Below are 23,694 nucleotides of genomic sequence, written 5' to 3'. Positions count from 1 at the left end.
CCGTTATGTCGATCACTCCAGCGCGCGAGCTGCTGCCGCGCCGCGCTTCGTTCCGCCCTCAAGAGCCGATCGCCATCGAGGTGCGCAGCGAGGTCGCACCAGGAATAGCGCGGGTGTTCCATCTGGGCGACATCGTCGCCGAGATCGACTGGCACGGCGGCGACCTGCTGCTGCCGATGCTGGCCGAAGGCGGCTATGGCGTCGAACTCGGCGATCTCACCACCGCAATCGAGATCGCGGCCGACCCGCGCCAACGCCTGCGCTACGGCTTCGTCGCCAGCTACGCGCCGGACAAGGACATCGCCGACGTCACCGACACGGTGCGGCGGCTGCATCTGAGCGGCGTGCAGTTCTACGATTGGGCCTACCGTCATGCCGACCTGCTGGGCGGCGGCGAGAGCTATCGCGATGCGCTCGACCAGCCGATTGCGCTGACCACGGTCCGCGCGCTGGTCGGCGCAGTGCAGCAGGCCGGCTCCCGTGCCCTCGGCTACGCCGCCGTCTACGCTGTCGGCCCCAAGGAGTGGGACCGCTGGCAGCACCAGGCCCTGGTGACCGCGACGGGTACGCCCTATGGCCTCGGCGATTTCCTCTTCATCCTCGACCCCGCGGCGCCGGATTGGCTGGCGCATTTCACCGCCGGCCTCTCGGCCTCCACCGCCGCGCTCGGCTTCGATGGCTACCACCTCGACCAGTACGGCTATCCCAAGCGAGCGCGCCGTGCCGACGGTGTGGCGGTGGACGTCGGGGCTTCGTTTGTCACGCTCATCGAAGCGGTGCGCGCCGCCCTCCCCGAGGCGCACCTGGTGTTCAACAACGTCAACGACTTCCCCACCCGCCGCACGGCGGCGATCCGGCAGGACGCCGTCTATATCGAACCCTGGGCGCCGCAGCTGACGTTGCAGCACCTCGCCGACACCGTCACCCGGGCCCGCGCCTTCGGGGACGGCAAGCCGGTGGTGATGGCCGCCTATCAGCACATCTACGACAGCGCCCCGGTTGACGCCGCCGACCGCGCCACGGCGCTGACCATGGCCACCCTCCATTCGCACTGCGCCACGCAACTGCTGGCCGGCGAAGCCGACCGGCTGCTCTGCGACCCCTATTATGTGCGCAACCACAAGATGGGCCCGACCACCGCCGCGCTGTTGAAGCGCTGGTACGATTTCCTCGTCGCCCATGACGAGCTGCTGATGCCATCGGAGTTGACCGACGTCACCAACTCGCATGCCGGCGCCTACAACAACGACATCGACGTGAGCTATCCGAGCGCCGAACTCAGCGAGACGGCGGTCGCCGGCAAGGTCTGGCGCCGCATCGTCGCCGATAACAACCGGCTGATCGTCCACCTGATTAATCTCGTCAGCCAGACCGACACGCTGTGGGACGCCGCCCGCGCCAAGCCTGCCGATCCCGGCCGGGCCACGCTGCGCTTCAGGCTGTCGGGCACGCGGCCGCCACGCGTGCGCGTCGCCGACCCGGATGGCCTGGGGCGCCTTGTCGAGGTGCCGGTGCAGGTCGAAGGAGACTTTGCTGCGGCCGAGCTGCCCCGGCTCACGGTGTGGCAGTTGCTGGTGATCGAGACCTAGATCACCCCGCGCCGGATCGCCTCGGCCACCGCCTGCACGCGGTTGGAGGCGTTGAGCTTGGTGGTGATCTCCTGCACTTTGCGCTTCACCGTGATCTCGGTGAGCGCCAGTTCGCTGGCGATGTCCTGCGAGCGGCCGCCATCAGCGAGCAGCCGCAACATGCGCACTTCCTGCGGCGTCAGCCCGCTGTCGCGCTGGATCTGCTGCGCCGCCACCCGGCGGTACTCTTCCATCATGGTGGGGATCAGCTCGGGCGACAGCATGCGCTCGCCGGCATGGATCGAGCGGATCGCCTGCGCCAGCGTCTCGTAGGAGTTGGTCTTTAACAGGTACGCGTCCGCCCCCGCTTCCAGCGCCCCTACCAAATACTGCCGGTCGTCATAGGTCGAGAGGATGATACAGCGCGGCGCATCGGGCCGCGCCTTGATCAGCCGCACCAGCTGGATGCCATCCATGGTGCCGAGCCGGATATCGATGGTGACCACATCGGGCTTGCGCTTGCCGAGTTCGGTGAGCGCATCGCTGGCATTGCCCGCCTCGGCGACGACATGCATGTCGTCCTCGCCTTCGAGGAGGCTCTTGACGCCGCGGCGGAAGATCTCGTGATCGTCGACGATCATCACCTTAATGCGCGGTTGCACCACTTGGCACTCCAATGACGATGTTGGTTCCGAGGCCGGGACTGCTGTCGATCGTGACTTCGCCGCCGACCGCGCTGGCCCGCTCGCGGATCCCCACCAGCCCCAGCCCATTCTCCGCCGCGTCGATGGTGAAGCCGCAACCATCGTCGCGGATCGACACTTCGAGCCAGGTCGCGCTGAAGCTGAGCACCAGCCCGAACGAGCGCGCCCCGGCATGCCGGACGGCGTTCTGGCAGGCTTCCTGGACGATCCGGTAGACCGCCAGGTCAGCTTCTGGCCCGAGCGTGAACGGGGTGCCGTCGATGCGGATATCGGTGGCGATCGGCACGCTGGCCGGCAGCGAGGCGAGATAGTTCTCGAGCGCCGGGATCAGCCCGAGCTCGTCGAGCACGGTGGGGCGCAGCGCGTAAATGATCTGCTTCATCTCGCGCAAAGTGGAATCGAGCAGCCGCTGGCACTGCGTCAGGCGCTGGTCGAGATCGGGGCTGTCGCCGACCCGGCGGCGCAACGCCTGCAGTTCGTAGGTCGAGGCGAGGATCGACTGCGCCACGCTGTCATGCAGGTCATAGGCGATGCGCCGGCGCTCCTCTTCCTGCACCCCGACCAGCCGGCGCAGCAGCGCCTGCAGTTCGCGCGCCTTGCGCTCGATCTCGTCACGCGCGTCGCGCAGCTGCGCGGTGCGGTCGGCGACCTTCTGCTCGAGCACTTCGCTCAGCTCTTTCACCCGGGCGAACAGCCTGGCATTGCCGATCGCTACCACCGCCTGGTCGGCAAAGGTACGGACGATCCGGCCATGCTCGGTGTTGTAGAAATCGGGCTCCGGCCAATCAATGCAGAGCCACCCAAGGCATTCGTCGCCCAAGACCAGCGGGGCGCTGCACCACGAACGCACCTGTTCGGTGCCGGGCTGCCACACCCAATCGGCCTCGCGCGTCACGTCGCCGATGATCAGCGTGCGATGGTCGCGCATTACCGGTTCGCTGAGCGGCGCGTCCTCCTGCCGGAACGCTACGCGGCGCACCAGTTCGTCATCCGGATAGCCTCTGGCGGCGACCACCCGCATCATCCCGTCGTCGCCGCGCAGCGTCACCCGGCAGCCGCGATGCGGCACCACCCGGCGCAACTCCTGCAGCACCGCTTCCAGCACATGGGAGGAATCGAGGCTCGAGGAAATGATCCGCGACACATCGGCCAGCGTATCGGCCAGTTCACGTTCCTGCCGCTCTGCGGCAAACAGCCGGTTCTGCTCGATCGCCGGGGCGATCTGGTCGGCGATGGTCTGCAACAGGATCACGTCGTCGCGCCGGAACGCATCGCGGCGGTCGCTCTGGATATCAAGTACGCCGACCACCCGTGCTCCCAGCCGCAGCGGCAGCGCCAGTTCCGATGCGGTGTTGGGCAGCATGGCATGCGAGACGAAATGGTTGTCGAGCGTCACGTCGGCCGACATCCGCGTCCGCCCGGTCTCAGCCACCCGGCCGATAATGCCGCGGCCGATCGCCTCGCTGAACCCCGCCGTCATCAACTGCGGCGCGAACGGGCCGCTGGCATGGATCAGCTCGATCCGCCCGGATGCCTCGTTGGTCAGCAGCAGCTGGATATGCTCGTAGCCAAGCGAGCGGTGGATCAGCCGGGTGATCTCTTCGAACAGCTCGCCCCGGTCGTGGATCGAGGTCACCTGCTGCCCCAGCCGGTGCACCAGCGACAGGTGACTGCGGATATGTTCCATCTGCGCGGCCAGCGCATTGCCTTCGAGCAGGCCGCTGAGATCGTCGGCCACCAGCTTGACCAGGTCGATGCGGCGCGCCGAACCGCGCTCGGCCAGTGGGAAACCCAGAACCACGTGCCCTTGCGGCGCATCCCGCCCGGCGACCACTGCCCCCTCGACCGCATAACCCTGGCTGGCGGCGCGATTGGTGACATGCACCGGAAAACTCAGCGCCTCGCCACGGCGCACCCTGAGCTCGCCCAGCTGCCGGTGGATCGACGGCGGGATCTCGCCTGCCACCAGTACCTGCAGTCCACGCTCGCCGGTGACCAGCAACGCCGCCCAGCGGGCCCCGGTCACAACCAGCGAACGATCGAGCCGCTCGATCAGCCGGCCCTTCTCGGCCGGGTCGATATCGGTGGTGAGCAGGTGCTTCAGACGCAGCGACTGCATGCCGTCATCGTCGTCGCGATAGAGCGGGCGGGCGAGCGGCGCGCCGCTGTCAATGGTCGAGTCGCCCGCCGAAAAACCCATCGCCCTCAAACCCTGAACAAGCGTTTTTCCGAGCTGGCAGCATCGCGGAGACCTGCTCCGTCGAGCCGCCTGCCATGTCCGGAGGGACCGATCATTCGCCCCTCCTGATAGACAGTCAACCCGCGGCTGATCGTTCTTTGGACACTGCCTACGAAGTGAGCACCGACATAGGCGCTGTGCGGGTTGCGATAGAACAGATCCCTGGCCTCGAGGGTGAACTCGGCTTCCGGATCGACCAGCACCAGGTCGGCATCGGCGCCTGCCAGGAGCCGCCCCTTCCGATCGTCAAAGCCGAACAGCCGGGCCGGACCGGTTGCCGTCATCCGCACCAGTTCGCTGAGCTTCAGGCCACGCCGCCGCACCCCCTCGGTGAGCAGCACCGGCAGCGTCGACTGCAGCCCGGAGATGCCGCCCCAGGCGGCATAGATATCGTCGTCGCCGGCAGCTTTTTCTTCCCAGAGGCACGGCGAATGGTCGGACGCGATGACGTCGATCTCTCCTGCCAGCACCCGGTCCCACAGCATGTCGCGCTCATCGGGCGAGCGCAGCGGTGGCGCGCATTTGGCCACCGGCCCGAGCCGCACCAGGTCGTCGACATCGAAGAACAGGTAATGCGGACAGGTCTCCGCCGTCACCTTTACGCCGCGCGCCTTGGCGGCGCTGATCCGGTCGATGCCGGCAGCGCACGAAACATGGACGATATGCAGCCGCGCCCCCGTTGCCTCGGCCAACGCGATCGCCTCGTCGATCGCCGCGAGTTCCGCTTCGATCGGTCGCCCCTCGCCCCAGGCGAGGCGATCGCGCCGTCCGCTGGCGCGGAGGGCCGCCGTGAGCTCGAGCGTCATCGCCTCGTCCTCGGCATGCACCGCGAGGAACGAGCCGAACCGGGCGATTTGTTCCATGCCGGCTTTGAGGATGCGGCGGTCGGAGCGGGCGAAATCGGTCGCCGTCACCATGAAGGCCTTGTAGCCCACCACCCCGCCGCGCTGCAGCTCGGCGAGGTGCATGAGGTTGTCGTCGACCAGCCCGCCCCATAACGCATAGTCGACATGGCTGACCGCCGCCGCCGCCTGTTTCAGCGCCAGCGAGGCCGTGTCGGTGGTCGGCGGATGGGCGTTGAGCGGCATTTCGACGAAGCTGGTGATGCCGCCGGCCGCTGCCGCCTGGCTACCGGTCTCGAACCCTTCCCAATGTCCGCGTCCGGGCTCGGAGAAATGCACATGCGCATCGACGAGGCCGGGCAGAAGCAGCAGCCCGGTCGCATCGATGCTTTGGCTGGCCGGTCGTTCCGGGTTGCCGGTGACGACTTCGGCGATGCGTTCGCCCGCAATGACGATGCCACCGACGAACGTCTGTTCGTCGGTGGCGAGCGTCGCATTGCGGATATAGAGATCGGGAACCGGCATCAGTCGAGACCGATCATCCGGGCCGGGTTGATCGCCGTCATGGTCTGCACTTCCTCCACCGAAAAACCGAAATACAGCAGCATCGAAATCATCATCCGCATGCCTTCGATCGGTGAGGGTAGCACGCGCACGCCGTAATCGGTGGCGAGCACGAACTGCTCCGGCCCGACATCGCGGATGCCCTGCAGCCAGCTCATCGCCCGGCCGTGCACCAGGGAGCCCATGTCCATCAGTTCACGCTCTACATAATAGTGCGTCTGCGGCATCCACGGCCCGCCGAAATCCACGGCGCAAGCTTCGAGGAAGAAGCCCTTGCGGGCAATCTCCTTCTGCTGCTCGACGCTGAGCAGCTGACGCGCCGGATGCGCCACCAGCACTTTTTTGATCCCGTGTTGCTCAGCCAGTTCGATGATCCGCAGCACCTCCGGTCCCGAAACGTGGCCGGTGTTGAGGTAGACCTCGGGCCGCTCGGCCACCATGTCGAGGATCTCTTTGAGCTCGTCCTGGATCGGCCCTTCCGTCGGGATGCGGACGGCGCGGCTCAGTTCCTTTTCGGCAAAACCAGGGATCGCGTCCTTGAACGGCACCAGCTTGCCATCGACCAGCGTCGATTCGGTTGAGGCCGAATGATAGGTGCAGTGCGAGCCGAAGCTGATCATCCGGCAGCCATCGCCGAGGTTCAGTGCGGTGCGCACGGCGCGCGGGTTGAGCCCGCCATGCGACGAGTTCATCAGGTAGCCGCCGAAGGTGCGGAAATCCTTCATGTAGCGGTTGACCATCCAGGCCGTGCCGGAGGCCCAGCCGAACACGTCGTAGTAGAGGATGGTGCGCATGCCGGCGGCGCGCGCCATCTCCGCCACCTGGATCGGGTCGAAATGCCCGGGGTTGGAGCGCAGCACCGGACCGGCATGCACATGGCTGTCGATGGCGCCGACCAAGAGCTCCTCGGGCAGTTCCATGGTTCGGTTGTAGAAGGGTTCGTAGGTCGCCATGAGCTGTCCTCAGATCGGGTCGAGGCCGATGAGGCGCGCCGGATTGTGCGCCGTCATGGTGCGGATTTCTTCGGGGGTGAACTCGTAGTCGAGCAGCGTCGTGATCATCGTGCGCATGCCCTGCACCGGGCTCGAGGCGGCGCGGATGCCGTAATCGGTGCCCAAGACGAAATGCTCCGGACCCACCTCGCGGATATCGCTCATCCACTGCGTCGCGGTGCGCCTGAGCCGCGGCAGGTCGCCCGAGCGGTCCATGTACTTCTTTTCGACGTAGTAATGGGTACGCGGCGCGTGCGGGTAGAGCCAGTCGACGAGGCACCCTTCGAGGAAGAAGCCGCGGCGCGCCGCATCCTTCTGCTGCTCGATACTGAGCTGCTGGCGCGCCGGATGGGCGATCAGCACCTTGTGGATACCGAACTCCTCGGCAAGGTCGAGGATGCGCAGCACCTCCGGCCCCGACACATGGCCGGTGTTGAGATAGACATCCGGATGGTCGGCGACCATCTGCAGGATCTCGGCCAGATCATCGGAGATCGGCCCCTCCTCCGGGATGCGGATGGCGCGGCTGAGCTCCTCCTTGACGAACTCCGGATAGGCATCCTTGAACGGCACCAGTTGCCCGTCGATGATCGTCGACTCCCGGCTGGCCGAGAAATAGGTGCAGTGCGAGCCGAAGCTGATGAACCGGCACCCTTCCTCCATATAGAGCGCCGTGCGCACCGAGCGCGGGTTGAGCCCGCCATGCGCCGAGTTCATCAGGTAGCCGCCGAAGGTCTTGATCCCCGGCACATGCCGGTTGACCATCCAGGCCGTTCCCGAGGCCCAGCCGAACACGTCATAGTAGACGATGGCGCGCATGCCGGCCTCGCGCGCTTCGATGGCCACTTCGAATGGATCCTGGTGCCCCGGATTGGAGCGCAGCACTGGTCCGGCATGGACGTGGCTATCGATGGCGCCGACGAGGAGCTCGGAGGGCAGTTCCATCGACCGTTCGTAGAAGGACTCACTGATAGTCATGATGCCGCTTTCTGATCGACTTGGTTGGCAGTCTGGTTTGACAGGTGGATAGGAGTTTCGCCGCTGAGCCAGCAGGCGGCACGATGGCCGCCGCCCAGTTCGGTTACGGGAGGGGCGGTGTGGCAACGCTCATGCGCCAGGGGACAGCGGGCGCGCACCGGGCATTCGCCCGGCTTCACCTCGCCGAGCACCAGTTCGCCGCGCATGGCGATCCCGTCGTCCGGTTTGGGTTTGATCCGCGGCGCCGCGCCGAGCAGCGCGCGCGTATAGGGGTGCGAGGGCGCCGAGAACACCGCATCGGCCGGCCCTTCCTCGACGATGACGCCCAGATACATCACCATGACCCGGCTGCAGATGTAGCGCACCACCGCCACGTCGTGGCTGATGAACAGCATCGACGTACCGACCGCCACCTGCAGGTCCTTCAGCGTACGCAGCACCTGCGCCTGCACCGAGACGTCGAGCGCCGAGGTCGGCTCGTCCAGCACGATCACTTGCGGCTCGCAGGCCAGCGCCCGCATGATGGCGACGCGCTGCCGCTCGCCACCCGACAGTTGGTGTGGGTAGCGCTCGAGCGCTTCTTCGCGGAGGCCGACGAGCGTTGCGAGCTCGATCAGCCGGGCCCGCTCGCCCTGGCGCGACACGGTGTGGAAGTTGCGCAGCGCCTGGGTGACGAAAGTCGCGACCGTCATTCGCGGGTTGAGGCAGGTCTCGGGGCGCTGGAAGACGATCTGCACGTTCTTCCGGAAGCGACGCTTGGCGTCACCGCGCAGCGCCGAGAAATTGGTGGCGTTGACGACGATCTCTCCAGCGTCGGCCGATTGCAGCCCGACGACGCAGCGGCCCAGCGTGGTCTTGCCGCAGCCGCTCTCGCCGATCAGCCCGACCACCTCGCCGGCCTCGATGTCGAACGACACGCCGCGCACCCCGACCGGCATGGCCTCGGGGGCCGCCGGATTGTGAAACAGCTTGGTCAGCTCCCTTACGCTGAGTACCGGAGCGCTCATGCTGCTTCTCCCTCATAGAGCACGCAATGCACCTGGTGTTCGCCGCGCGCGATGGCCGGCGGCAGCCCAGCCTCGCATTGCGGCCGCACATGCGGGCAGCGATGCGAAAACCGGCAGCGCACGATATCGCTGCGTCCGCCCCAGACGCTGCCCTTGAGCGGCACCAGTTCGTGCGGCTCGTCGACATCCGGCACCGCCGCGATCAGCCCTTGCGTATAGGGATGGAGCGGCGTGGCGAAGATCGAGCGCAGCGCGCCCTCCTCCACCACCTGCCCGGCATGCATGATGGTGAGGCCCGAGCAATATTCCGACACCAGCGACAGGTTGTGCGCGATCAAGACGATCGCCATGTCGCGCTCCCGGCAGATGCGGGCGAGAAAGCGCAGCAGCTCGCGTTCGGTGGTGACGTCGAGCGCAGTGGTCGGCTCGTCCGCGATCAGTAGCGCCGGGTTGGTGGCCATGGCGCAGGCCATGGCGACGCGCTGCGCCTGCCCACCGCTGATCTGGTGCGGGTATTTTTCGCCGAGGTCGCCGAAATTCAGCCCGACCAGCCGGAACAGCTCGGCGATCTCCTTCGGCCGCGCCTGTTTCGGCACTTGCCGCTGCGCCAGCACCCGCTCGACCTGCCGGCCGGCGGTGAGGAACGGGCTCAGCGCGCCCTTGGCATTCTGGAACAGCAGTGACACGCCATGCGAGAGGTTACCGCGCAACCCTTTCTGGTCGGTCGCGGCAAGCCGCTTGCCGCCGAAGCTGACCTCGCCGCTCCTGACCAGCAATCCCGGCGCGGCAAGGCCGACGCTCGCCATCATCGAGATCGACTTGCCCGAGCCGCTCTCGCCGACGAGGCCGTAAATCTGCCCGCGCTCGACCGCGAGGTTCATGTCCTCGACGATGCGCCGGGTGACCCCACCGCGCCTGGTATCGATCGAGAGGTTCTGGACTTCGAACAGTTTCTCGCCCATCACTCGCTCCCCCGGCGCGGATCGAGGCGCGCCTCGAGCGCATCGCCCATCAGGTTGAGGCTGAAGATCGTGGTGGCGAGGACGAGGCCGGGGCAGATGCTCATCCACCAGGCGCCCTGCACCAGGTAGTTGGTGCCTTCGGCCACCATGACGCCGAGATCGGGCGTCGGCGGGCGGATACCGATACCGAGGAATGACAGCACCGCGACATTGCCCACCGCTGCCGCGAGGTTGAGGCTGCCATGGATGACGATCGGGTTGACCGTGTTGGGCAGGAGATGCCGGAACAGGATCGAGGTTTCGCTCGCCCCCGAGCAGCGCGCCGCATCGATATACTCGAGGCTTTTCTTGCTCAGCGTCTGCCCGCGGATCACCCGGGCATAGAGCGGGATATTGATCAGCACCGTGACGATGACGATGCTCTCGACGCCGGGCCCGAGCACCAGCACCAGGATCATGGCGACGAGGATCAGCGGGAACGACTGGATGATATCGACGGCGCGCATCACCAGGTCATCGAACCAGCCGCCGACATAGCCGCAGATCAGCCCGATCAGCGAGCCGATGACGATGGCGCCGCTCACCCCGACCCCGGCGACGATGAAATCGATCCGGAGCGAAGTGATGGTGCGCGAGAATACGTCGCGGCCGAAATGATCGGTGCCCAGCCAATGCGTCGGCGAGGGCGGCAGCAGCACGTCGGGTGTGGTGAGGATCGGGTCGTGGGTGACGAGGAACGGCCCGAACAGCGCCGTCAGCAGCAGGATGGCGAGCAGCACCACCCCGACGACGCCGAGCGGGTCGCCACCAAAGGCGCCGAAATAGAGCTTCCGCCAGCTGAGGCTCGGTCGGGGGCGGGATGCCGTCAGCGGCACGATGCGATCACCTTGCATATTCATGCCGGATCCGGGGGTCGATGAGGGCATAGGAGAGGTCGACCAGCAGGTTGGTGATGGCGACGCTGGAAGCGATCAGCAGGATGCAGGTCGAAACCGGCGCCATGTCGGAGGTGGTGATGGCGGTGACGGCGTAACGGCCGATCCCCGGCCAGGCGAACACCGTCTCGACGATAGCAGCGCCGGCCAGCACGTTGGCGACGACGAAACCGAGCGTGGTGACGATCGGCACCAGCGCACCGCGGAACGCATCGCCCAGCACCACCTGGCGTGACCTCAGCCCCAGCGCCCGGCCGAAGGTGACGTAATCTTCGCCCAGCGACTCGCCCATGGCCGAGCGGGTAATGCGCGCCAGCGGCGAGATCACGCCCAGACCCAGCACCAGCGCCGGCAGCATCAGCTGGCGCAGCGCGGCCCACGCGATATCGGGCTTGCCGGCCAGCAGCGCATCGATGGTGAGGAACCCGGTAACCGGCGGCGGCGAGACGAACATCGGCGACAGCCGGCCGATCGGCGACGGCACCAGCCTCCACTGGAAATATAAGAGGAAGATCAGCACCACGCCGAGCCAGAACGCCGGCACCGACTGGATGGCGATATTGACCACCCGCACCAGGTGGTCGGTGGGGTTGCCGCGTCGGACGGCAGCGAGCAACCCGAGCGGGATGCCGACCAGCACGCCGAAGGCGATGCCGAAACTCGCCAGCTCGAGCGTTGCCGGGATGCGCTGCGCCAGATCCTGCCCGACGCTGTTGCCGGTGCCGAAGGAACGGCCGAACTCGCCGCGGAACACCGACTCCATATAGCGCGCATATTGCACCACCAGCGGCTGATCGAGCCCCATCTGGCGCCGCATCTCGGCCCGCTGCTCGTTGGTGATGTCGGGGTAGCGACTGGTCACCGGATCGGACGGCAACAGGTACGCCATCGAGAAGGCCACGGCGCTGATACCGAACAGCACGACGAAGCCGATCAGGAGGCGTCTGAACACATAGAGGAGGATCGGTGGGAGGCGCATGGTGGTCACCGGATGGTCGGAAGAGGCCGTCCCGGCTGGGGCCGGGACGGCAGGTCACGGGTGGGTCAGGCGCACGGGCGCAGCCAGGAGAAGGTGATGGTGCCCCAGGGGAACTTGTTGACGTTGCAGATCCGGCTGGAGACCGCTGCGTTCCAGTTCACCTGGTAGAGCGGCGCCGCCAGGTGTTCGCCATTGAGGATGTCGAGCACTTCGGTCTGCAGCTTGCCGTAGGTTTCGGTGTCGTCCTGCGGCACCAGCAGGGCCGCCAGCACATCCTTGTCGAGCGTCGCGTTGGAGAACTGGATGTGGTTGGTGGCGCTGTCGGTGCGGTACATCCAGTAGGCCCAGTACATGAAGTCGTTCCACCACGGCCCCATCGAGTGGATGGAGACCTTTAGGTCGCGCTTGCCCCAGGCGATATCGTCGAAGGCGTTCTGGGTCAGCGGCTTGATCTGCATGTCGAGCCCGATGCCGCGCAGCGCATCCTGGATGATGACGCCGGCCGTCATGTTGCCCGAGCCCTGCACCACCGGCACTTCGAAGGCCGGCACGTTCCCGGCATACTTGCTCTCGGCCACCAGTTTCTTGGCCGCCTCGACATCGGTGGTGAATTCGGGATCGGCGACATAGCCGGGCGTGTTGACGCCGACGAGGTTCTGCACCGGGGTACAGAAGCCCTTGCACACTTCGGTCACCAGCCGCTCATAGGGGATCGCCTTGATCACCGCTTCGCGGATCTTCGGATCATCGAACGGCGGCACATCCGGCTTCCAGCGCAGCACCGCCACGTCCTGCTGCGAGGGCACCGAGAACACCTTGGTGTTCGGCGATTTCGACAGCACCGCATATTCGTTGGGGGTCATGAAGGCGATGTCCGCCTCGCCGCTTTCCATCAGCAGCATGCGGGTCTGCGCGTCCGGCACCACGCGGAACATCACTTCCGAATAGAACGGCTTGGCGTCGCCCCAGTAGGCCTTGTTGGCGACGGCGGTCAGGTACTCGCCGTTCCGCTGCTCGCCCAGCATGTAGGGGCCGGAGCCCATGGCATTCTTCTTGATCCATTCGACGCACCAGGTGTCCTCGGCGGTGCGGCCGGCCTCGCAGGCAGCCTTCGACATCACCGTCAGCGACATCGAAGCGAAGTTGCGCAGCGCATAGCGGCCGAGCCCATCGGGATAGGTGATCTCAAGCGTCTCTGGGTCGACCACCTTCATCTGGTCGACCTTGAAGATGCCGCCGGTTTCGATCTGCGTGGTACCCCAGCCCATGCGGCCGACCAGCGCCCGCTCGATCGACCAATAGACGTCGTCGGCGGTGACGGGCGAGCCGTCCCAGAACTTGGCTGCCGGGTTGAGGTGGAAGGTCAGCACCTTGTTGTCGGCGGAGATGTCCCAGGAACTGGCGAGCCGCGGCACGATCCTGGTCTGGTCGGCAATGCCGGTCGCCGGATCGATCTCGTAGGTCACCAGCGTATCGAAGAACTCCATCGCCAGCTGGCCGACGAACGCCGAGGTGTTCTGCGGGTCGAGCGTCGCCGGATATTCGTGATGCAGGTAAATCAGCCGCGGGCCCGAGCCGACCTGATCGGGGCTGAGCGGCGTGGGAGCGAACTCCGTCTGAGCGATAGCGGGCAATGCGACGCTCGAGGCAACGGCAGTCAGCAGCGCCGCGGCAAGCGGCAGGACTCTGCGTTTGGACATACTGATCCTCTCTTCCAAAATTGGAGGCCAGTTCGTGCCTGGAAGCGGGGAGGAGGTCGCTTCCAGGCCCGATTGGCGACGAGGATCAGCATGTTTTCCGGTACCGTCCCGGACAAGTTCACCTTCGGCGCAAACGCGGATACCAACGTATCGTTAGCGGCTCGGGATCGATGCGGGAGCGAATGGACTGCCCCTCACCCTGACCCTCTCCCCAGCGGGGAGAGGGGACGCACTTTGCGCCGGCAGTGCCACAACGCCCCCTCTCCCCGCTGGGGAGAGGGTCGGGGTGAGGGGCAGCAGCCATTGGTCTCTGCGCCCGCGCACTAGACCCCCAGCAGCGCCGAGACCTGCTTCGCCGTGACCTTGCGGCCGTAATCGGCAAGCTGGAAGCTCTCGGCAAACTCGCCGGCGCCGGACATGCCCGGCTGCGTGTACATGAACTCCGGCCAGTACTTGAGGATGAAGGCGCGTTCCGCCGCCCAATCGCCGATGACAGGTGCTTCGTTGAGGAAGCCACGTTCGAACGGCGCGAACTCGTAGAACTGCGTGGCGTGCGCGGCGCAGGCTCTGAGCTTGGCATCGATCGACGCGCCGACATCCACCACCACGTCGTGCTTGTGCACGTCGATGGCGCCGTAATCGGTCATCTTCAGGCAGATCGGCGCATCGGCCAGGGGCGGCACCTCCGGCACGATGTTGCCATTGGTGCAGAAGCCCGAGGCCTCGCGCACGGCACGGCCCGCCGCACGGTTGTCGAGATGGCCGGGGCAATCGTCATGGAAGGTAATGACGATATCGGCCTGCCAGCGGCGGATCGCCGAGATCACCGCGGTGCGCACCGCCAGGTCCGGCACCAGCTCACCATCGTGGATATCGAGGATCTCGTAATCGAGTACGCCGAGATGGCGGGCGGCCGTATAGGCCTCGCGAGCCCGGCGGCGCTGCAGCGGCTCGCGGTCCATCTGGTAATGGCCGGCATCGCCATTGGTCAGCGACATGAACTTGATGGCCGCGCCCTTGTCGGCGAGGAGCCGCATGGTGCCGCCGGAGTACATTTCCGCTTCGTCGGGATGGGCTTCGACGACGAGCACTTTGAGCGGATAATTCATTTGCGGCATTACTCCTTTGAAACATTCGCGCGCAGCGCATCGGCTGCCGCCTTGAGGGTCGCGCCACTGCGCGTGACGAACCCTTCGAGTTCGTCGAGGTCGGGGTGTTTTGAGAAATAGTCGTCGGGGGCGATCATCGTGCCCGCGGCAACGCCGTCCTCGAACAGTCGCGACAGGCGGACCAGCTCGAGGATTTCGCCCATCTCGGCATCGGGCTGGCGGGCCTGCCAGTCCGGATCGAACAGCGGGATCTGGTTCTTGTCCGAGCCCCAGACATTCTCGATGGTGAAGTTGGGGAAACTGCCGGCAGCGAACAGCGCGCCGAGCACCGCCTGCCAGTCGATCACCCCGTCGCCGCAGGCCCGCGTCTGCCGCTCCAGCCCGAGCGGGCGGGCGAACAGCACGATGTCGCGCATATGGGTCTTTTTCACATAGGGCGCGACTCGGCGGGTGGCCGCCACCGGATCCTCGCCGCGCACCACCACATTGGCGAGATCGAGCGTCACCCCCAGCGTGTCGGCGCCGACCTGTTCGACCAGCCGCACGATCTCCGCCGTGGTGATCTCCTCATGTGTCTCGACCGCGATGACCGCGCCGCGATCCCGCAGCACCGGCTTCAGCTTCAAAAGGAATTTCCGCGTCGCCTCGAGCTGGTCGCCCCAGTCGACATCGGTGCGGTAGCGGTCGATGGCGTGCAGCCCCCACTCGTGCCGCTGGTAGTTGGCGGTATCGCCCCACAAAGCCGTGCAGCCGATCGCCGTGGTCGCCTCGATCATCCGCGTCATGCCGAGGAGGTAATCCCCCTTGCCGACATCACGCACTTCCGGCGCCTCGGGCGTGTTGTAGGGGTTGATCTTCCCCAGCCCCATTTCGAGGTAGAGCCCGAGCTCGTCGGCCCGCTGCTTCACTGCGGCGAGGAACCCCGCATCGAGCGTCGGCGAGACGTCGAGCACGGTGCGGAAGAACACCCCGGCATGGCCGAGTTCGGCGCAGCGCTCGAGGAGTTTGAGCGGGCCGAGTTCGGCGGCGCGGGGAAACTTCCGTCCGTCGATGCCGACGCGGATTTCGGGGATGTCTGTCACTGTCATGATGCGGGAACCGGGTTAGCGCTGGAGGTTTCGAGCCCGAGGCCGCCGGGAACGGCGGCGATGAGCTGGCGCGTATAGGCGTGCTGCGGGTTGGCGAGGACGGCCTTGGCCAGCCCTTCCTCGACGATCTCTCCCCGATGCATCACGGCGATGCGGTCGGCGATGTAGCCGGCGCTGACCACGTCATGGGTGATGTAGAGGACGGCGACGCCCTGCTCGTCGCGCAGGCGCGCGATCAGGTTAAGGATGTCGCGCCGGATCGACACGTCGAGCATCGATACCGGCTCGTCCGCCACCAGCAGTTTCGGCGAAGCCGCAAGCGCCCGGGCGAGGCCGACGCGCTGGCGCTGCCCGCCCGAAAGCTCATGCGGACGGCGGTCGAGATAGCTGGCGGTCGGGGTCAGCCCGACTTCGGTGAGCAGTGCCGCCACCCGGCCCTCGACATCGGTCTTGTCGCCACCCGGCGCCGAGATCACCGCCCGGCGCAGGTGATGGCCGATAGTGTGCAGCGGGTTGAGCGAACCATAGACATCCTGGAACACCATTTGCGCGGCGCGCGGCTGGTGCGGCCGGCGGCGCGATACCGGCACCGGCGTCCGGCCATCGACCAGCACATCACCGGAGCTCGGGCGGGTGAGGCCGGTGACGATCCGTCCGAAAGTCGACTTGCCGCTGCCCGACGCCCCGACCAGCGCCACGATCTCGCCCGGCGCCAGCCGGAACGACACATCGTTGACCGCCACCAGGGCAGAGCGCCCGGTGAGCGGGTTGGTGCCATAGGCCTTGGTAAGATGCGCGGTTTCCAGCACCGGATGCGCCACCGATTTCGGCCGCGCCACCGGCGGGGTGGTGAAATCCACCTTCGGCGACGCGGTCAGCAGCGCCCGCGAATAGGGATGCTCCTGGTGCTGCCGAAACTCCGCCACCGGCGCCGTCTCGACGATTTTGCCGTCCTTCATCACCGCGATGCGGTCGGCCACCTTGAACAAGAGCGGCAGGTCGTGGGTGATCAGCAGCACGGCAAAGCCCATCTGCCGCTGCAGCGCCTTCACCGTGACGAAGATTTCCTGCTGCACGATCACGTCGAGCGCCGTGGTCGGCTCGTCGAGGATGATCAGTTTGGGTTCGAGCGCCAGCGCCATGGCAATCACCACGCGCTGCCGCTGCCCGCCCGACAGTTCATGCGGGTACGCCCGCAGGCGTTTGGGGTCGATATCGACCATCTGCAGCAGCTCGGCCGGCGTCCGCCGCACCGAGGAGGTGCCGCGATTGAGCGCCTCCTGCAACTGCCACTCGATCCGCTTCACCGGATTGAGCGAGGTCAGCGAGTTCTGGAGGACGATCGAGGCGGTGCGCCAGCGCAGCGCCCGCACCGCATTATCGTCCTCCGACAGCATGTCGTTGCCGGCAATGCGGATCTCGCCGCCGGTGATGATGCCGGGCGCCCGCAGCAGCCGCAGGATCGACTGGGCGATCGTCGACTTGCCGCAGCCGGATTCCCCGGCGAGCCCCATGAACTCGCCCGGCGCGATGCTGAACGACACCCGGTCGACTGCCGGGATGATGCTGTCCTCTCCGGCATAGCCGACGCTGAGATCGACGATATCGAGGGCGGGAACGTCAAGCATCGCGCTTCACCGGGGTCATGAGCGTGGCGCTCGGTTTCCTGACGCCGGCCCGGCGCATCAAGCGATCGGCGCGCAGCCGCGGGTTGCCGATCTCGTCGACCGCATTGTTGATCAGCGCCAGCGAGAAGGCTGTGAGCGCGATGGCCATACCGGGGACGACGAAGGTCCACCAGGCGCCGCGGATCAGGGCGGAACTGTTCTGGGCCCAGAACAGCATCGAGCCCCAGGTGATCTGCCCGCCATCGCCCAGCCCGAGGAACTCCAGCGACGCCTGAGCGGTGATGGCGAAGATCACCTGGTTGACGAAATAGGCGGCAACCACCGAGCCCATGTTCGGCAAGAGCTCGATAGCGACGATGCGCCAGCGGCTTTCGCCCAAGTCTTCGGCAGCAGCGATGAACTCGCGTTCCCTGAGGCTGAGCGCCTGCGAGCGGAACAAGCGGGCTCCGAAGGCCCAGCCGGTGATGGTCAGCACCATGATCATGGTCAGCGGCCCGGGCGGCAGGAAGGCCGCCAGCACCACCACCAGCGGCAGGCCGGGAATGACGAGGAAGACATTGGTGACGAGCGTCAGCAGGTCATCGACCCAGCCGCGGAAATAGGCCGCGGTGAGCGCGACGATCAGTGCCAGCAGCGTGGTCAGCACCGCGATGGAGAAAGCAACCCACAGGGTGTTCTGCCCGCCATAAAGGAACTGGCTGAGCACATCCTGCCCCTGCCCGGTGGTGCCGAACAGGTGAGTAAGCGAGGGCGGCTCGTTGATGCCGCCGGTGGCGCGCTTCGGGTTATAGGGCGCGACGAGCTGCGCCAGGGCGCTGGCCGCGACCAGGGCGCCGAGAATGACCAGACCGACCGTCACCGGGATCGAGCCGAGGAGTTGCCGGCGCGCCTTGGCGCCAAAGGTTTCGCTGAGCGACATCTAGGCCTCCCCGCCCGTCCGCACCCGCGGATCGAGCAGCACGTAGAGCGTGTCGACGAAGAAATTCGCCGCCAGTACCGACAGGGTGATGATGAGGAACAGCGCCTGCATCAGCGGGTAATCGACGGCGCTGACGGCGCGCATCAGCGAGTAGCCAAGGCCGGGATAGGTGAAGACGATCTCGGTCAGGAGCTGCCCCGAGAACACCGCCCCCACCGCCGCGCCCAGCGCCGTGATGTTGGGGAGCAGCGCCGTGCGCACCGCATGCGACAGCAGCACCTGGCGCGGCTGCAGCCCCTTGGCCTCAGCGAGGGTCAAATAGTCCTCGCTCAACACGCCGATCATGGCGTTGCGCATGTTGAGCGTCCATGGCCCCAGCGACACCAGGACGATGGTGAAGGCCGGCGCGATCAGGTGCATCAGGATATCGCCGATGCCCTGGAGGTTCAGCGCCGGTGGGTTGACGCTCGAATAGGCGTTGCCCATCGGGAACCAGCCGAGCTTGAAGCAGAAGACGTAGAACAGCAGCAGCGCCAGGAAGAAATAGGGGAACGAGCCGAGGAACAGCAGCACCGGCGGGGTCAGCTTGTCGAACCAGCCGCCGCGCCGCCACGCCGCGATGGCGCCGAGCACCGAGCCGAGCACGAAACTGAGCAGCACCGAGGTGAGACCGAGCAGGATCGACCAGCCGAACCCGGCGCCGATCACCGCCATCACCGGCGCTGGGAAATTGGAGAGCGAGCGGCCGAAATCACCGCGCAGCACATTGCCCAGATAGGTCAGGTATTGCTGCAGCAGCGGCTCGTCGGTGAGCCCGTAGGCCGCCTTCAGCGCCGCCAGCGACTCGGCATTCAGCGAGGTCGAATAGGTGGCGACGATGGTCGACGCCGGATCGCCCGGGGTCAGCCGCGGCAGGAAGAAGTTGACGGTGATGGCGACGAACGCTGCCAGCACATAGAACGCCAATCGCTTCGCAATGTAATACATCGGCAGGCTCCGGGGAAAAGGAAGCTCCCACCCGCCAAAGGCGGGAGCTCCGGTTATTGCTTGGAGTGCTCATGGTCGGACGGACTAACCACCGGCTGTCATCCCTGCGAAAGCAGGGACCCATTCATCCACCTGCGCCAGCTGCGAGTTGGGTCCCAGCTTTCGCTGGGATGACAGCCGGTGAGAGTGGCGAGAGCCAGTGGCCTCAATCAGACAGTAGAACGCTCCTGAGTGAGCAGCGACTTATTCGGCGCGGCGGGCCAGGTGCGGCCAGACCAGCAGCGGACCATTGGTCATCTGCAGGCTGAGCGGCGCGTACGGGTCCTGCTCGTTGGGGAAGCCGGTGAAGCGACGGGTGTTGTAGAGACCCCAGTCCGGCTGCTCGTAGAGCGGGATGGCGGGCGCGGCGGCCGAGAACATGCCTTCGAGCTCGGCGATGATCGCCTTCTGCTCGGCCGCATCGGTCGAAGCGGCGAACTTGGCCAAGAGCTCATCGACCTTGGGGTCGCCATAGCGCTGCTGGTTGTTCGGCGAGGCTTCGCCAACCGGCTTCACCGAAGTAGTCGCCATGTTGTTGCGATAGAACTCGAACGGCGTCGCCGTCCGCTGCGCCGTGCCGAGCGAGAGCTGGAACTGGCCGGTAAAGGTCGAGTTGGTCCAGCTGTCCGCCGTCGTGGTGCGGAGCGTCACGTCGATGCCGATATCCTTCAAATTCTCGGCGACGATCTGGCAGGCCGACACCCAATCATTCCAGCCCGAGGGCACGATGATGTCGTACTTCAGGGGCTTGCCGTCCTTGCCGACGCGGATCCCGTCGGCGCCCTTGGTGTAGCCGGCGTCGTCGAGCATCTTGTTGGCCGCATCGGGGTCGATGCTGACCCAGGCGGCGCCGTCGGCGATCACCTTGGGGTCGAGCCAATCCTTGAACGGCGCTTCCGGCAGGCCGGTGGCATTGGCAGCAACCGACTTGCCCCAGACGCCGGTATTGATCATGCGCTGGCGGTCGAGCGCCATGCTCATGGCCTTGCGCACCACTGGATCGCCGAGCGCCCCGTCGGTGGTATTGGCGAGCAGCAGCACCACCGAGGTACGCGGCCACCAGTAGCCGAAATGCTCGGGATCGAGCGGCACGAACGTCACGTCCGGGTCGGGCACCAGCCCACCCCAGTCGAGATTGCCTGAGAGCGTCGCGGCGCTGACCTGGTCGTTGCCGTTAAAGCCCTGGACGAATACGCCCTCGATGTTGAGCGGCTGCCAGTAGTTCGGGTTCTTGGTCACCTGGTAGCGATCGGTGCCGAAGGCATCGATGGTGGTGAACGGGCCCGTGCCGACCGGATCGGGGTTCTCGAAGGTCACCGGGTCGGCAACGTCCTTCCAGACATGCTGCGGCACGATGAACTGGTCGACCAGCGAGTAGAGGCCGGGCGTGTAGGTCGACGAGAAGGTGAACTTCACCGTCTTCGCGTCAACCGCCTCGACCGAGGCGAGATACTGCCCGAAGGCGCCGGATGCCGGCCCGATCAGGCCGGGGTTCGCCTTCATCAGCTCGAAGGTGAACTTGACGTCGTCGGCGCTGAACGGCTGGCCGTCCGACCACTTCACGTCGTCGCGCAAGGTGAGCGTCAGGCTCAGCGCGTCGGCCGACCATTCATAGGCCGTCGCCAGCCACGGATCGAGCTTGCCGGTGGCATAGTTCTGGATCATCAGCGGCTCGTACATGGTGCGCGTGCTGACCCAGCGCGCCGTCGGCGAGAACGGGTTGAAGGTGCGGGTAAAGCTGTTGCCGCCCTCGGCCACGATCCGGACCAATTGGTCGAGCGGGACTTCGGCGAGCGCCGGAGCGGTGACGGCAAAGGCGGATACGCTGGCCAGTGCGCCCAGCGCCAGGGCGCGAAGGCTTGTGCGCAAACGTCCGATCAAGCCCGGGGAGGGCTGTTTAGGCGCTGAATTGGTATGCATAATCGTCTCCGGGGAATGGGTGCTTCTCATCAAGTGGTCCAATCTCCTCACGGGAGGCCGCGTGCCGCGCTGCCTCCCGTGAACACACGTTCTCGAGCATGCTCGAGCGCGAGTTCTACGGCCCCCGCCCGCACGGCATTGCTGCTCACCGCGGTCGGGACAATCTGTGGAATGGCGATCGGCAGGGTCTTGAGGATATCGGCGACGCTGTCGGCCAGCGCCCGTCCTCCGGCGCGGCCGATGGCCCCGCCCAACACCACCATTTCCGGGTCGAGAATGCCGATCGCGCCGGTCAGCGCCGCGGCGACACGGTAGCCGAGCTCGGCGAAGAATTTCGGATGCTTGTCGCTGAGCCCCGCCTGGCGGATCGCCTCGGCACTGTCCGGCCCGCGCAACTGGTGCGCCGCGACCAGGGCGTCGATCGCCGGCACGTCGAGCAGCGCTTCGACCAGCGCCATCTTCACCGGCTCGCCGGGCTTGGCCATCCGGTCCGGCACCATGGCGCCGCCCAGTTCGCCCGCCGTGCCGGTCGAGCCATGCATCAGCCGCCCGCCGATCACCACGCCGGCGCCGACGCCATCGCCGACCCAGAACAGGATGAACGACTGCACGCCGTTGGCGGCGCCGCACGCCATCTCCTCGATGGCAACGAGGTTCACGTCGTTCTCGATCAGCACATGGCGATGCCCGAGCACGCTCTCGAGCGCCTCGGGGATGTGGTAGCCCTCCCAGTTGGGGAGCTGCTGGCCCTTGCGGAGGTTCCCGGCCCGGATATCGACGATGCCGGGGAGACCCACCGCCAGCTGGTCGATATCGCGCACCGTGATCCCGGCTTCCCGGGTGACGCTGTTGAGCACCGAGGTCAACCGCTCATGCGCGTCATAGCGATCGCCCGGCTCGGCGGCGTGCCGGAAGCTGGCAATGGTGTTGCCGGTGATATCGGAAATGGCGGCATCGATGCCGTGGGAGCCGACATCGATACCTGCAACGAACCCGGAGCGTGGTTCGAGACTCCAGAGGCCTGCCTTGGGGCCATAGGTGCCGGCCTTCTCTCCGTCGCGACGGATAAGGTTTGCGGATTCCAGCCGGCGCAGCAGATCCGACATCGCCGGCTTCGACAGCCCGGTGAAAGCCTCGAGCTCCATGCGCGTCAGCGAGCCCTCCGAGAGCAGCCGCTGCAACACGGCTTTCTCGTTGAGGTTGCGGAGCAGCCGGGGGCTGCCGGAGAGGATCTGCATGTCCATCTGAGACTGTCTGGTAACTTTCCTTACAGTCTGATATCGAACCATCCCGAACGTATTGTCAAGCGGCTCGCTGCCGCCTCACTGCTCCTGTGGATGTCCGATGACCACTGCTCTCCCGATTGCGCTGCTGCAACAACGGCTAAGCGCCGGCCGCGAGCTGCTAGAGCGGCATGGCCTCGACGCCATCGTCGCTTTCTCGGCACCGCGCGGCCTCGCCGCCGCCACCCAATCGAGCGGCAATATCGGCTGGTTCACCAACTTCACCCCGATGTGGGCGCCCTCGATGCTGGTGATCACCGCGACCGACGCAGTGATCATCGCCCCCGGCAAGAACGAGACCCGGCTGTTCACCACCCGTGTCGGCGACCTCTACCAAGTCGAGATCGCTGGCCCGGCCGGCCTCGTCGCCCGCGCCTCGGCCATCGCCCATGCCAATCGCTGGCGCGTCGGCGTCGCCGGCGCCGACGAGATGACCGCGAAGCTCGCCGCCACCTTCGCTTCGTCCTTCCCGCGGATGGTGCGGATCGACCCGATCCTTCAGGCGATGCGCCTCGACCGCGACCCGGCCGAAACCGCGTTGCACCGTCGCGCCGCGGAGATTTCCGATGCCATGCTGGCCCGCGCCTTCGCCTATGCTGCCGAGCCGCAGGCCACTCCGGCCCGCCTGATGGCCGAGGTCGAGCATGCCGGTCGCGCCCTTGGCGCCGACGTTTCGCGCCTCTGGCTTTCGACCGGCCCCGAACCGCCGGTGACTTATTTCGAGATGTTCGAGCTGCCGCTCAGCATCGCGCCGGGCGATCGCGTGCAGCTCGGCACCATGGTGTCTTTCGAGGGCTATTTCGCGCAGGGGCTGCGCATCGGCAGCCGCGGCAAGCCGGCACCCGAGCTCAGCGACGCCGCCGCGCGCCTGCTCGACATCCAGGATGCTGCGCTCGCCGCCCTCGTTCCCGGCCGTCCGGTGCACGAACTGGTCGACCTGATCGAAGCCCGCATCGACGCGATCTGCCCCTATACGCGCGACAGCGACCCGTTCCGCTTCCAGTCCTGCCACGGCCTCGGCCTCGATTACAGCGAACCCGGCCTCGCCGAAGCGCTGTCGCCGCGCCGCGACAAGAGCCGCGATGCTGACGGCCCGCTGCTGCGAGCGGGCATGGTGTTCGAGATCCACCCCAACTTCACCCTGCCCGGCCTAGGCCATGTCTGCGCCGGCGATGTCGCGCTGGTCACCGACACCGGCGCCGAATGGCTGACCCGCTTCCCCCGCGGCATCTTCCCGATCGATTAGGAGTT

Annotated in this window: 19 protein-coding genes; 2 read left to right on the top strand and 17 right to left on the bottom strand. The window is 66.4% G+C overall.

The window, feature by feature from the left end:
• The first annotated feature begins 5 nt into the window (after positions 1–5).
• Complete coding sequence (locus ACSQ23_RS09640; protein WP_436090472.1) at positions 6–1,589, top strand: glycoside hydrolase family 66 protein; 1,584 nt, start codon at positions 6–8, stop codon at positions 1,587–1,589.
• Here ACSQ23_RS09640 and ACSQ23_RS09635 read toward each other — a convergent pair.
• The 17 genes from ACSQ23_RS09635 to ACSQ23_RS09555 form a co-directional block, all read right to left on the bottom strand.
• On the bottom strand, positions 1,586–2,230 hold the full coding sequence (locus ACSQ23_RS09635) for a response regulator (protein WP_436090471.1): 645 nt from the start codon (positions 2,228–2,230) through the stop codon (positions 1,586–1,588). The genes ACSQ23_RS09640 and ACSQ23_RS09635 overlap by 4 nt on opposite strands.
• The gene (locus tag ACSQ23_RS09630; protein ID WP_436090470.1) at positions 2,214–4,472 is read right to left on the bottom strand and encodes a GAF domain-containing protein; all 2,259 of its coding nucleotides are present in this window, start codon (positions 4,470–4,472) and stop codon (positions 2,214–2,216) included. The genes ACSQ23_RS09635 and ACSQ23_RS09630 overlap by 17 nt, the downstream gene beginning before the upstream one ends.
• A 5-nt stretch (positions 4,473–4,477) precedes the next feature.
• Positions 4,478–5,878 carry an allantoinase AllB gene (allB, locus tag ACSQ23_RS09625; RefSeq protein ID WP_436090469.1) on the bottom strand — a complete coding sequence of 467 codons (1,401 nt, stop codon included), beginning with the start codon at positions 5,876–5,878 and terminating at the stop codon, positions 4,478–4,480.
• Entirely contained in the window at positions 5,878–6,870 is a 993-nt protein-coding gene (locus ACSQ23_RS09620; RefSeq protein WP_055875817.1) for a DUF6282 family protein, read from the bottom strand. The genes allB and ACSQ23_RS09620 overlap by 1 nt, the downstream gene beginning before the upstream one ends.
• Positions 6,871–6,879: 9 nt before the next feature.
• Positions 6,880–7,887, bottom strand: coding sequence for a DUF6282 family protein (locus ACSQ23_RS09615; protein WP_055875815.1), 1,008 nt, complete (start codon positions 7,885–7,887; stop codon positions 6,880–6,882).
• On the bottom strand, positions 7,884–8,894 hold the full coding sequence (locus tag ACSQ23_RS09610; protein ID WP_436090468.1) for an oligopeptide/dipeptide ABC transporter ATP-binding protein: 1,011 nt from the start codon (positions 8,892–8,894) through the stop codon (positions 7,884–7,886). Before ACSQ23_RS09610 ends, ACSQ23_RS09615 begins: the two co-directional genes overlap by 4 nt.
• On the bottom strand, positions 8,891–9,856 hold the full coding sequence (locus ACSQ23_RS09605) for an ABC transporter ATP-binding protein (protein ID WP_055875809.1): 966 nt from the start codon (positions 9,854–9,856) through the stop codon (positions 8,891–8,893). Before ACSQ23_RS09605 ends, ACSQ23_RS09610 begins: the two co-directional genes overlap by 4 nt.
• Positions 9,856–10,755 carry an ABC transporter permease gene (locus tag ACSQ23_RS09600; RefSeq protein WP_248310490.1) on the bottom strand — a complete coding sequence of 300 codons (900 nt, stop codon included), beginning with the start codon at positions 10,753–10,755 and terminating at the stop codon, positions 9,856–9,858. The genes ACSQ23_RS09605 and ACSQ23_RS09600 overlap by 1 nt, the downstream gene beginning before the upstream one ends.
• Positions 10,739–11,770 carry an ABC transporter permease gene (locus ACSQ23_RS09595; protein WP_436090467.1) on the bottom strand — a complete coding sequence of 344 codons (1,032 nt, stop codon included), beginning with the start codon at positions 11,768–11,770 and terminating at the stop codon, positions 10,739–10,741. The genes ACSQ23_RS09600 and ACSQ23_RS09595 overlap by 17 nt, the downstream gene beginning before the upstream one ends.
• Before the next feature lie 65 nt (positions 11,771–11,835).
• Positions 11,836–13,470 carry an ABC transporter substrate-binding protein gene (locus tag ACSQ23_RS09590; RefSeq protein WP_436090466.1) on the bottom strand — a complete coding sequence of 545 codons (1,635 nt, stop codon included), beginning with the start codon at positions 13,468–13,470 and terminating at the stop codon, positions 11,836–11,838.
• Positions 13,471–13,793: 323 nt separating this feature from the next.
• Positions 13,794–14,579: a PIG-L deacetylase family protein gene (locus tag ACSQ23_RS09585; protein ID WP_055875803.1), complete on the bottom strand. Its 786-nt coding sequence runs from the start codon at positions 14,577–14,579 to the stop codon at positions 13,794–13,796.
• Between the two features lie 8 nt (positions 14,580–14,587).
• Positions 14,588–15,667, bottom strand: a complete 1,080-nt coding sequence (locus ACSQ23_RS09580; protein WP_436090465.1) for a sugar phosphate isomerase/epimerase family protein — start codon at positions 15,665–15,667, stop codon at positions 14,588–14,590.
• Positions 15,664–17,295 carry a dipeptide ABC transporter ATP-binding protein gene (locus ACSQ23_RS09575; protein WP_055875797.1) on the bottom strand — a complete coding sequence of 544 codons (1,632 nt, stop codon included), beginning with the start codon at positions 17,293–17,295 and terminating at the stop codon, positions 15,664–15,666. Before ACSQ23_RS09575 ends, ACSQ23_RS09580 begins: the two co-directional genes overlap by 4 nt.
• The gene (locus tag ACSQ23_RS09570; protein WP_436090464.1) at positions 17,288–18,214 is read right to left on the bottom strand and encodes an ABC transporter permease; all 927 of its coding nucleotides are present in this window, start codon (positions 18,212–18,214) and stop codon (positions 17,288–17,290) included. Before ACSQ23_RS09570 ends, ACSQ23_RS09575 begins: the two co-directional genes overlap by 8 nt.
• Positions 18,215–19,201: an ABC transporter permease gene (locus ACSQ23_RS09565; RefSeq protein WP_436090463.1), complete on the bottom strand. Its 987-nt coding sequence runs from the start codon at positions 19,199–19,201 to the stop codon at positions 18,215–18,217. It abuts the gene before it with no gap.
• Between the two features lie 243 nt (positions 19,202–19,444).
• The gene (locus ACSQ23_RS09560) at positions 19,445–21,109 is read right to left on the bottom strand and encodes an ABC transporter substrate-binding protein (RefSeq protein WP_436090462.1); all 1,665 of its coding nucleotides are present in this window, start codon (positions 21,107–21,109) and stop codon (positions 19,445–19,447) included.
• A 98-nt stretch (positions 21,110–21,207) separates the two neighbouring features.
• Entirely contained in the window at positions 21,208–22,404 is a 1,197-nt protein-coding gene (locus ACSQ23_RS09555) for an ROK family protein (protein WP_436090461.1), read from the bottom strand.
• Between the two features lie 100 nt (positions 22,405–22,504).
• Between ACSQ23_RS09555 and ACSQ23_RS09550 the strand changes: the two genes are divergently transcribed.
• On the top strand, positions 22,505–23,689 hold the full coding sequence (locus ACSQ23_RS09550; RefSeq protein WP_436090460.1) for a M24 family metallopeptidase: 1,185 nt from the start codon (positions 22,505–22,507) through the stop codon (positions 23,687–23,689).
• The last annotated feature ends 5 nt before the right edge of the window (positions 23,690–23,694 follow it).

This window comes from Devosia sp. LjRoot16, assembly GCF_964252795.1.
GTDB lineage: Bacteria > Pseudomonadota > Alphaproteobacteria > Rhizobiales > Devosiaceae > Devosia_A.
The sequence above is the reverse complement of the archived record's forward strand: the minus strand, read 5'-3'. Positions and strand labels throughout refer to the sequence as shown.